This window comes from Nitratifractor sp., assembly GCF_015487065.1.
Classification (GTDB): Bacteria; Campylobacterota; Campylobacteria; order Campylobacterales; family Sulfurovaceae; genus Nitratifractor.
Genome location: NZ_WFQN01000068.1, coordinates 1 through 9,107, shown reverse-complemented (window position 1 = coordinate 9,107; position 9,107 = coordinate 1). Strand labels below are relative to the sequence as shown.

Here is a 9,107-nt window from a genome sequence, read left to right as displayed (position 1 = left end):
GTTTGAGCTCCTGCCGGGAGGCTTCGGTCTCGTAGATCGTCTTTTCCAGCAGCGCTTTGGCCTGGGCCAACTGGTCGGGCAGATCCACGGGGTCGAGGGTGGCGATGAGGTCTCCTTTTTTGACCGATTCTCCCTGGTCTTTGAAGATCTTCAGGATCTTACCTCCGGTGTTGGAGGCGATAGGGTGGATGTTTTTGGCGCTGACATTTCCGATCCCGAAGACCGTCAAATCCAGGTCGCCCCGCTTCGCCGTTTCGTAGTGGTAGGTCGATTTGGGAAGGTAGACTTTTTTGTAGAAGAGTACGGCACCGCCGACGATCATGAGGGCAAGGATCCCCCACTTCAGCCATCTATTTCGCATTGAGATACTCCAGTCTGGATTGGCGCTCCAAGCGCGTGTAGTAGGCGCTGAGCAGCCCCAATTTTGCTTCCAGCCAGACCGCTTCGGCATCCAGCACCTCCATATAGGTGGCCAGCCCCTGCTCGTAACGGGCTTCGATCAGGGCTTTGGTCTCGTCGGCCGAGCGAAGCTGGGAGAGACGGGCGGCGATACGTTTGCGGGTCTCTTTGAGGTCCGCCAGAATGGAACGGGCCTCTTGGGTGACGGCGCGCTTCTTGGAATCCTTCTCGGCGGCGGCGACCATTTCGGCGATGCGGCTCTGCTGGGCCTGGGCACTCAGACGCCCACCGCTGTAGATCGGAGCGCTGTAGCGGACCCCTACGACGGTGCTGTCGTAGCGGGAGAGCGTGTCGAAGTGGTCCGCCTGCGCCACCAGGTTCACCGTTCCGTAGCGTTCCAGCCGTTTGGCGAGGAACTGCTCGTAGGAGGCTTCCTGGTTTCTTTGGGCAATGCGGACCTGAAGGTTGTTGGCCAGCACCTGTTTGGGGTCGGTCTTGATGGAGGACTTCGCGGCGTTCTCCAGTCGCCACTCTTCGAAGCGGGTCCCCTTGGGGATGGGTTCACCGATGTACTGCTCCAGGGTGATACGAGCCTTTTCGTAGGAGGCTTGGGCGAAGGCCAGGGCATCCTCAGCCTGGCGGACCGAGGAGAGAAAACGGCTCTCGTCAGCTTTGGTCTTGAGCCCCTGTTTCACCAGGGCCTTGGCCTGTGCGTAGAGTGCCTTTTTCGCAATCAGGTCCTTTTGGCGGGCCTTCAGCGCCGCCTTTTGCACCAGCAGCAGGGCATAGGCGACCCGGATCTCGTAGCGCATCAGGGCTTTGGTCTCCTCCAGGGAGAGGCGGGAGATCTCGTGATGGATCTTCGCCGAACGGATGGAGTGGGAGCTGCGGGAGAAGTCGAAAAGTTGCTGACTCACACTCACGCCGGCGGTCCAGCCGCTGTCGTTGACGGTGTGGAAGGTCCCCAGCTGAGGCATGACGTAGGTGCGCTGGGGGTCGTATTCGGCGTAGATCGAGACATGAGGCAGCCAGGCCCCTCGCTCCATCTTGACCCCTTCTTTCTGTTGCTGTATCTTGAGCATAAAGGCACGAACATCGGGGTGGGTCGCCAGGGCCTTGTCAATGCAGTCGTTCAGTTTTAGAACTTTCGCATGCAGACCGACCATCGTGATCAGAAGGAATATTGTCAATTTTTTCATATCGACACTCTACCGTATTGGCGTGAACACCATGTGAACATTCATGCCGTTCACACAAGATACAGTTATTACAGTTATTTCCTGCCCTCTCCAACATATGATTCTACCTACGTCAATATCAAGATGTTTCTATATAATATGCCTAAATTTTATTAAGATTCATACAAAGAGACACTCAATGCTCACCCGCCTCGCCCAACGGAAAAACCGGCTCATCGTCAGCGACAATATCGCTTTTGCGATCCTGCCTCTGGTGCTACTGCCTCTGCTACCCCAACTCTGGTTGCAGCACAACTATCATGACTGGTTTCTCGCCCACCGCGACAGTATCATGACCCTGGACATCGTCTATATCGTCCTGGCACGGCTGCTGCTGCTCGACACCGCCATCTACATCTTCAGCCATATCAAACGCCATTTCCATATCGCTCTGCTCCATGTGGTGATGCTCTATCTGGAGGTGACGGTAATCACGATCTTTTTCTATGCGGTGATCTATTGGTTTTTCGACCCCTTTCACCTCTTTCACCTCAACTCCCAGCTGGCACCGGAGAACCTAGCGGTCATCCGCTCCCATGACTTCATCCTCTCCATGTACATCTCGGCGGTAACCTTCACCACCCTGGGATCGGGCGACTGGATTCCTCAGACCCTGCCGGCCATGATTGCCGTCATCAGCGAGGTGATCCTGGGGGTGGTCCAGGGGGGCGTCTTCGTTGCCATTTTGCTCTATGCCCATCAGAACAAGGAGATCAAATAATGTCCGGACATCACCACCATCACGCCGTCAGCGGCACAAAGCTCTTCATCACTGTTCTTCTCAACGTCGTCATCACCCTCTCCCAGATCGTCGGAGGGATCTTCTCCGGTTCTCTGGCGCTGCTCAGCGACGCCATGCACAACTTCAGCGATGTCCTGGCCCTGCTGGTGGCCTGGGGGGCCAACCGCCTGGCCGTCCGTCCCGGAAGCATGGAAAAAACCTTCGGCTTCAAACGGGCCGAGATCATCGCCGCGCTGTTCAACGCTTCGGTCCTGATGGGGATCGCCCTCTTTCTGATCATCGAAGCGATCCACAAATTCATCCATCCCGAGCCCATCGCCTCGGGATGGGTCATCGGCCTGGGGCTGCTAAGCATCCTCCTGAATGCCGCCAGTGTCCTGCTGATCAAAGAGGATGCCCATGAAAACATGAACGTCAAAGCCGCCTATCTGCACCTGATGACCGACGTGGGCGCCTCCGTCGCCGTCGTACTGGGCGGAGTGCTCATGTACTACTGGCAGCTCTTCTGGGTGGATCCGCTGATCTCCCTGCTGATCGCTCTCTATCTGATCTATGCCTCCTACGACATCATCCGGGAATCGACGGCGATCCTGATGCAGTTCGCTCCGGAGGGGCTGGACCTCGAGGAGCTGGCCGAGGCCGTCGCCCAACTCCCCGGCATCGAAAATCTCCACCATCTGCACATCTGGCGGCTCAACGACCACGATATCTTCCTCGAAGCCCACGTGGACTTTGCCGGCAACCTCCATCTCATCGAGGTGACCCACAAGCTCGAAGCGATCGAGAGACTGCTGCGGGAGCGCTTCCACATCGCCCATGTGACCCTCCAACCCGAATACCGCCGGGAAGACGACAAACGGCTGATCGTCACCGAGTAAACAATCTTCTCGACGCTCCTTGACATATCAAGATATTTTGATATAATAACTTCCAACCTACTGATACAAATGAAAGGATGAAAATGACGAAACTCATCATCGCACTCGTCACCTTCTTGGCCGGAACGAGCCTCTGGGCCAAACCCCTCTACGATCTCAAACCGGTCAAAGTGGCCGAGGGGATTTACTGCTCCATCGGGGATCTCAATCCCCCCACCAAAGCCAACAAAGGCAACGTCAACAACACCTGCTGGATCGATCTGGGCGACGGCCTGGTGATCGTGGATCCGGGACCGACCTACGAGTTCGCCAAAGAGTTCGCCGAGTTGGCGACCAAACGCACCGGCAAGCCGATCAAAGCGGCGGTGGTGACCAACTACCACGACGACCGCCTCTACGGCGCCAGCTACTATGCAGCCAAACACATCCCCGTCATCGCCCACAAAAGCATCGTCGAGGATATCAAAAAGAACCCGGGCAAGTTCAACCGTATCCCCCATCTCTTGAGCAAAGAAGCGTTCGCCGGCACCAAACTGGTCACCCCCGACACCCTCTTCGACAAAAAATATACGATCAGGGGGAGCAAGCGGACGGTGGAACTGCTCAAACTCTCCCCCGTCAGCGAAGAGCACTCCGACATCGTCGTCTGGGTACCGGATGTGAAGTTCCTCTTCGCCGGGAACATCGTCTTCAACGACCGGGCCCTCAACTACACCAAAAACAGCAACATGAAAGGCTGGATCGAAGCGCTCCACAAGATCGCCGCCATGAAACCCGCCATCGTCCTGGGAGGCCACGGCGGCACCATGGGGCCCGAGGCCTACAAAACCACCCTGGAGTATCTGCAGAGCCTCCAGAAACAGGTCAAGGCGGCCTACGACAATGACGTGGATATGAGCGAGCTGATGAAGCATGTGGATCTGAGCAAGTTCAAAGATCTCAAACATGCCGAGCAACTGGGCCGCCACAACGCCAACGACTACTACGAGCAACTGGACTGGAAGTGATGCCATGAGCGAGCACGAAGCGGCACTGGAAGATTTCCTGGCCACCACCGGCGCCCTCTACGACGCGACGCGGGTGAGATTGCTCAAGTTTCTCGATCGCCACGGGCCGCTCTGTGTCTGCGATCTGCAGGAGTCCTTCGGAATGATCCAGTCCCGACTCTCCCGGCATCTCAAGATCCTCAAAGAGGCGGGCTTCCTGTCGGTGAAACGGCAGGGACGCTGGGCCTACTACGCCATCCGCAGCCCGCTGGATCGCTTCCGCACCGCAGCCATCGAAGAGATCCGGGCCCTACCGATCGAACTTCCGGAGCTCAAACGGCTTTCGGAGAGCTGTCCGATTCAATAGCATCCTTTGAAAGCGTCATAGAGAGGTTTCACTCGATGGCGACAAAGGAGCGCTCAACCCCTGAAAGGGGCGCTTGCGTTCGCGACTGCCAGAGCTATCGAGTGAAACCGGTAGTTTTGATGATCCAACTGTCACTAAAACACACATAAAGGAGACCATATGAAAATCGAAATCCTCGGAACCGGATGCGCCAAATGCAAACAGCTGGAAAAGAACGTCCTGGCCGCCCTGGCCCAGACGGGCAAGTTCGCCGAAGTGGAGAAGGTCGAAGATCTCCAGAAGATCATGGAATACGGCGTCATGAGCACCCCCGGGCTGGTGATCGACGGCAAGGTCGTCAGCGTCGGCAAACTCCTCACCCCCGACGAGATCGCCGAACTGATCGCATGAAATTTTTCGCCCAACCCAAACGCTACGACGACGTCACAACCCTCTCGGACGAGGATCTCATCTGCTACTGCATCGAAGTGGACAAAAAAACGATCGTCGAGGCGATCCGAAACGGCGCGACGTCGCTGAAGGCCGTCAAGGAGGCTACGGGGGCGTGCACCGGGAGTGACTGCAAACGGCTCAACCCCAACGGCCGCTGCTGTTCCAAAGAGATCAACGCGCTGATCGAACTGGAGGCGCGCGATGTTTGACTGGTGGCATCGGATCGTCAGCCGCTTCGTCTTCGAGACCCTGGGGCTCAGCCCCGAGAGTGCCGCCGGATCGGCGCTGGATTTTTTCCTCTACGATACGGTGAAAATCCTGACGCTGCTGGCGGTGATCATCTTCCTCATCACCTTCGTCCGCAGCTATTTCCCCACCGAAAAGGTCCGGGACTGGCTGGAGGGAAAGCATCCCCTGGTAGGCCATGTGGCCGCGGCGCTTTTCGGGATCATCACCCCCTTTTGCAGCTGCTCGGCGATCCCCCTCTTTCTGGGCTTCATCCAGGCGCGGATCCCGCTGGGGGTGACCTTCAGCTACCTCATCTCCGCACCGATGAACAACGAGATCGCCATCGCGATGCTGTTCAGCCTCTTTGGCTGGAAGATCACGGCGCTCTATATCGGCTTCGGACTGCTGGTGGCGATCGTGGCCGGGATCGTCATCGGCAAACTCGATCTGGAGGATGAGATCCTCATCAAGCCGCCGCCGGTCAAACCGCCCCACATCGAGGAGGTGAAAATCCCCGTCAATGAGCGGCTCAAAGAGGCCTGGGACTACACCCTCGACCTGCTCAAAAAGGTGGGGCTCTACGTGCTGGCCGGGGTCGGGATCGGCGCCTTCATCCACGGCTACGTCCCCTCAGATCTCATCGTCCGCTACGCCGGCGGAAACGCCTGGTACGCCGTGCCCCTGGCGACGATCCTGGGGGTGCCGATGTACTCCAACGCCGCCGGAGTCATGCCCCTAATCGAAGTGCTGACCCAAAAAGGGATGCTCATGGGGACGGCCCTGAGCTTCATGATGGCGATCACGGCCCTGAGCCTCCCTGAGGCGATGATCCTCAAAAAGATCCTCTCGACGAAGCTCATCGCCATCTTCTTCGGCACGGTAGCTCTGGGAATTATGATCATCGGCTTCATTTTCAACGCAGTTCTGCGCTGACGATCACCGCCGCTGCATCTGCTGCTTCTGGAGACGCTCCCGCAGGAGATCTCCGCTGTCTTTTCCCATGATCGATCCATGGATGAAGAAAATACTGATGATATAAAAGATCATCACCAGTAAGAGGAAAACTACCACCAGACAAACATTGCGCCCCATTTGTTTACAAAACATATCTTCCCCCTTTTTGCGTCTTCTTCCATTCTCTGCAATCTGTGTGTAACGTCTGTGCAAAAAGTATTCACACTCGTTTCATATTGGCAACCTATCATGATCTCCAATCCAAACCAAAAGGAGTCAAAATGTAACTGAAAAAGCTCGCGGCCATCTCGACAATGATGCTGTTGCCCCTGAGCAGCCTACTGGCTGCCGACGGCGCCATGCTCGCCCAGAAATGCCAAGCCTGTCACGGGGTCAACTACGACAAACACGCCATGGGAGAATCCCATGACATCAGCAAATACTCGGCCAAAAAGCTGATCAGTAAACTGCGCGAAATCCGGAGAGAGACTCCCGACGACGCCAACGAATGACTCATGAAAGAGCAGATCAAAGGGTTCTCGGATGCGGACATCAAAGCAGTGGCCGAATACATTGCATCGCAGGCGAAAAAACCGAAAACCGTTCAACCCCAGCAGTCGATGTCCGGAAGTATGAACTCCGACAAGACCGGCGGGGGAGAACAATCGATGCCCGGGGATATGGCTCATAAAAAGGAAAAACATTCGGAATGTAGGAATGATCGACAGGGTCATTCGGACATTTCTAAGTTCACACAAGTGATCCGAGGAAATTTGGACTGACACGCAGTAGGGGCTCATGGTGCATTCACCTCAATCTTCCAATCAACCGATGATCGAGGCAGATAATGTGCTTCAAATGCCCTCCAAAACTCATAGAAAGGAGTTATTATGAAAACGAACAAATTGAGTGTTGCGGCGATATTGGGGATTTTGTTTCTTTCCGGCAATCTGATGGCGGCGGGATCTTCAAATGAAAACTCTGCCATGGATGCTTTGAGTGGCACCCATTCTTCCGAACATCATATGGACCCGATGGGTGTGCTCAACGGCGACCTCAGTATGGATGGGCAGCACGGAGACACAGATTCCCATGACAGCCAGGATGGAGGTATGGACAGTGGGGAACATGGAGGGGACTCCGGTGGTGGTGATTCTGGTGGTGGCGATGGTGGTGATGGTGGAGGTGACGGAGGAGGAGGCGATGGCGGGGGCGGTGACGGAGGCAATGATTAATAAATCGAACGCTTGTCGATTTCGACTTCGCTGTGCTCGCTGCCGATGACACCAAAGCACGATCAACGTGTGCAGATGTCGGGATTTGTACGGCATAATCGATCGATACGATCCCTACTCTCCGGGAATCCCACATCGCACTGAACAACAAAAACACATATAAGGAGCGACTATGCGAAACGTAGGAACCATTGACCGGATATTGCGGATTATTGTAGGAATCGCGTTGCTGGCCTGGGGAGTCTGGGCCCACAACTGGTGGGGAGCCCTCGGGCTGATCCCGCTGTTGACGGCGCTGATCGGTTTCTGCCCTCTCTACGCGATCCTCCATATCAATACCTGCCCGACGAAACGACCACCGGAGAGTTGAGCACGGGTATCCATCGGATATCCGTAAAATTATCGTATAATTCTTATAAAAGTCTATAAGGATTATTAATGCCATCCTGCCCCATCTCCATGGAACGGGTCGATGAACGGGCCGCCAGGCTCGTAGGGCTTCTGGTCCTGCTCATCGTCGTTCTTCAATTCCTGTTCCCTTCGATTGTCTGGCTGGTTCTTCTGTCGGCAGACTTTGCGGCACGGGCCTTTTATCGACCGGCCAGTCCCTTCGCCCGTCTCTCCCGCTGTGCAGTCGATCGTTTCAGTCTACCCCATATCGTCGATGCAGCGCCAAAGATTTTCGCCGCCAGAATCGGTCTGTTTCTCTCAGTAGCGGCACTGCTGTGCTGGCTGATCGGCTGGGAAACGGGGTGGGAACTGCTGTTGGTGATTATGGGGATCTGTGCCTTTTTTGAAGCCGTTTTCGGCTATTGCGTGGGGTGCAAGTTCTATACGCTATGGGTCAAACTGAGAAGAAAGAGCTGAGACGAGGCCCTACCCCTCGCTGCAGAGCTCCTTTTCGACCACCGGCAACAGCTCGGAAAATGTCCTCTCCCGGCAATCTCCGGCCACTCAGGCGATACTCAAAGAAGATGGCACTCGATAATGATTCCTACGGTGCCAGCACGTTATAAAGCATTAGCCACCCCCCGGTGATCCGCTCTCTCCTCTCCAGCTCCTGACGGCCAAACCAAAATCCGACGAAGATCAGTGACTGCAGTTTCTCCACAGCGATAAATTCACTATCTCTCTTCAAGCAAAAAGACCCTGTAAAACTAGAGTTAAAGTAAGAAAACGGGTTGCTGAAAACCTCAGAGAGGCACGGTAATATGGTGGTTAAAAAGGACTTTTTTACAGATGGCTTGTAAAAAAGTGTCCCAAATGCGGTTCCCGGCATACAAAAAAGAATGGCCATCATCGGGGCCTTCAGAAGTATTTTTGCCTTGCCTGCAAGAGCAGTTTCAGTTCATCAAGGCACCCGGAAAGACTTCGTAAAGTACTGTTCGAAGAGTACTTCTACCACCGCAGCACTCTTAAGGAACTCTCTAGAAAATATCAGCGATCCAGAGTCTGGATTCAACGGGAGATTCATGCCTATGCACCCTCTATTGTTCATAAAAAGCCACGGGATGTCACTTTGATTCTCGATACTACGTTCTTCGGTAAGCGCCGAGATAAATTCGGGGTTCTGGTTGCGAAAGATTTCAGGAGCAAAGCGGTGATCTCCTATCGGTTCATTCAGACCGAAAGCATACGTGAATACCAT

General features: G+C 55.1%; 17 protein-coding genes. 12 read left to right on the top strand and 5 right to left on the bottom strand.

Annotation, left to right across the window (positions count from 1 at the left end):
- Both F8I07_RS03735 and F8I07_RS03730 read right to left on the bottom strand, forming a co-directional pair.
- Nucleotides 1-361, bottom strand: a 361-nt coding sequence (locus F8I07_RS03735) for an efflux RND transporter periplasmic adaptor subunit (protein ID WP_292655912.1), incomplete at its 3' end; no start/stop codon positions are given.
- Nucleotides 351-1,598: a TolC family protein gene (locus F8I07_RS03730; RefSeq protein WP_292655909.1), complete on the bottom strand. Its 1,248-nt coding sequence runs from the start codon at nucleotides 1,596-1,598 to the stop codon at nucleotides 351-353. The genes F8I07_RS03730 and F8I07_RS03735, both read right to left, overlap by 11 nt.
- A 178-nt stretch (nucleotides 1,599-1,776) precedes the next feature.
- Here F8I07_RS03730 and F8I07_RS03725 point away from each other — a divergent pair, with 178 nt between their 5' ends.
- The 7 genes from F8I07_RS03725 to F8I07_RS03695 all read left to right on the top strand — a co-directional run bounded on the left by F8I07_RS03725 (nucleotide 1,777) and on the right by F8I07_RS03695 (nucleotide 6,203).
- On the top strand, nucleotides 1,777-2,358 hold the full coding sequence (locus F8I07_RS03725; protein ID WP_292655906.1) for an ion channel: 582 nt from the start codon (nucleotides 1,777-1,779) through the stop codon (nucleotides 2,356-2,358).
- Complete coding sequence (locus F8I07_RS03720; RefSeq protein WP_292655903.1) at nucleotides 2,358-3,257, top strand: cation diffusion facilitator family transporter; 900 nt, start codon at nucleotides 2,358-2,360, stop codon at nucleotides 3,255-3,257. Before F8I07_RS03725 ends, F8I07_RS03720 begins: the two co-directional genes overlap by 1 nt.
- Before the next feature lie 83 nt (nucleotides 3,258-3,340).
- Entirely contained in the window at nucleotides 3,341-4,264 is a 924-nt protein-coding gene (locus F8I07_RS03715; protein WP_292655901.1) for an MBL fold metallo-hydrolase, read from the top strand.
- Nucleotides 4,265-4,268: 4 nt separating this feature from the next.
- Nucleotides 4,269-4,610 (top strand): metalloregulator ArsR/SmtB family transcription factor, encoded by a 342-nt coding sequence (locus tag F8I07_RS03710; protein WP_292655899.1) that lies wholly within the window; start codon nucleotides 4,269-4,271, stop codon nucleotides 4,608-4,610.
- A 159-nt stretch (nucleotides 4,611-4,769) separates the two neighbouring features.
- Entirely contained in the window at nucleotides 4,770-5,000 is a 231-nt protein-coding gene (locus F8I07_RS03705) for a thioredoxin family protein (protein WP_292655896.1), read from the top strand.
- On the top strand, nucleotides 4,997-5,251 hold the full coding sequence (locus F8I07_RS03700; RefSeq protein ID WP_292655894.1) for a (2Fe-2S)-binding protein: 255 nt from the start codon (nucleotides 4,997-4,999) through the stop codon (nucleotides 5,249-5,251). The genes F8I07_RS03705 and F8I07_RS03700 overlap by 4 nt, the downstream gene beginning before the upstream one ends.
- Nucleotides 5,244-6,203, top strand: coding sequence for a permease (locus tag F8I07_RS03695; RefSeq protein ID WP_292655890.1), 960 nt, complete (start codon nucleotides 5,244-5,246; stop codon nucleotides 6,201-6,203). The genes F8I07_RS03700 and F8I07_RS03695 overlap by 8 nt, the downstream gene beginning before the upstream one ends.
- A gap of 3 nt (nucleotides 6,204-6,206) precedes the next feature.
- Here F8I07_RS03695 and F8I07_RS03690 read toward each other — a convergent pair whose 3' ends face one another.
- Nucleotides 6,207-6,377 (bottom strand): hypothetical protein, encoded by a 171-nt coding sequence (locus F8I07_RS03690; protein WP_292655888.1) that lies wholly within the window; start codon nucleotides 6,375-6,377, stop codon nucleotides 6,207-6,209.
- A gap of 170 nt (nucleotides 6,378-6,547) precedes the next feature.
- On the opposite strand from F8I07_RS03690, the gene F8I07_RS03685 reads away from it, so the two are divergent.
- From F8I07_RS03685 to F8I07_RS03665, 5 genes are all read left to right on the top strand, one after another.
- Complete coding sequence (locus F8I07_RS03685; RefSeq protein ID WP_292655885.1) at nucleotides 6,548-6,736, top strand: hypothetical protein; 189 nt, start codon at nucleotides 6,548-6,550, stop codon at nucleotides 6,734-6,736.
- Between the two features lie 3 nt (nucleotides 6,737-6,739).
- Nucleotides 6,740-7,006, top strand: a complete 267-nt coding sequence (locus F8I07_RS03680; RefSeq protein ID WP_292655883.1) for a hypothetical protein — start codon at nucleotides 6,740-6,742, stop codon at nucleotides 7,004-7,006.
- Between the two features lie 108 nt (nucleotides 7,007-7,114).
- Nucleotides 7,115-7,459: a hypothetical protein gene (locus tag F8I07_RS03675; protein ID WP_292655881.1), complete on the top strand. Its 345-nt coding sequence runs from the start codon at nucleotides 7,115-7,117 to the stop codon at nucleotides 7,457-7,459.
- Between the two features lie 172 nt (nucleotides 7,460-7,631).
- Nucleotides 7,632-7,829, top strand: coding sequence for a DUF2892 domain-containing protein (locus F8I07_RS03670; protein WP_292655877.1), 198 nt, complete (start codon nucleotides 7,632-7,634; stop codon nucleotides 7,827-7,829).
- 68 nt (nucleotides 7,830-7,897) lie between these two features.
- Nucleotides 7,898-8,326, top strand: a complete 429-nt coding sequence (locus tag F8I07_RS03665; RefSeq protein WP_292655875.1) for a DUF4395 domain-containing protein — start codon at nucleotides 7,898-7,900, stop codon at nucleotides 8,324-8,326.
- 127 nt (nucleotides 8,327-8,453) lie between these two features.
- Here the strand turns inward: F8I07_RS03665 and F8I07_RS03660 are convergent, their stop codons facing one another.
- Nucleotides 8,454-8,597, bottom strand: coding sequence for a hypothetical protein (locus tag F8I07_RS03660; RefSeq protein WP_292655872.1), 144 nt, complete (start codon nucleotides 8,595-8,597; stop codon nucleotides 8,454-8,456).
- A gap of 213 nt (nucleotides 8,598-8,810) precedes the next feature.
- A partial coding sequence (locus F8I07_RS03655; RefSeq protein WP_292655871.1) for a hypothetical protein occupies nucleotides 8,811-9,107 on the bottom strand: 297 nt, incomplete at its 5' end.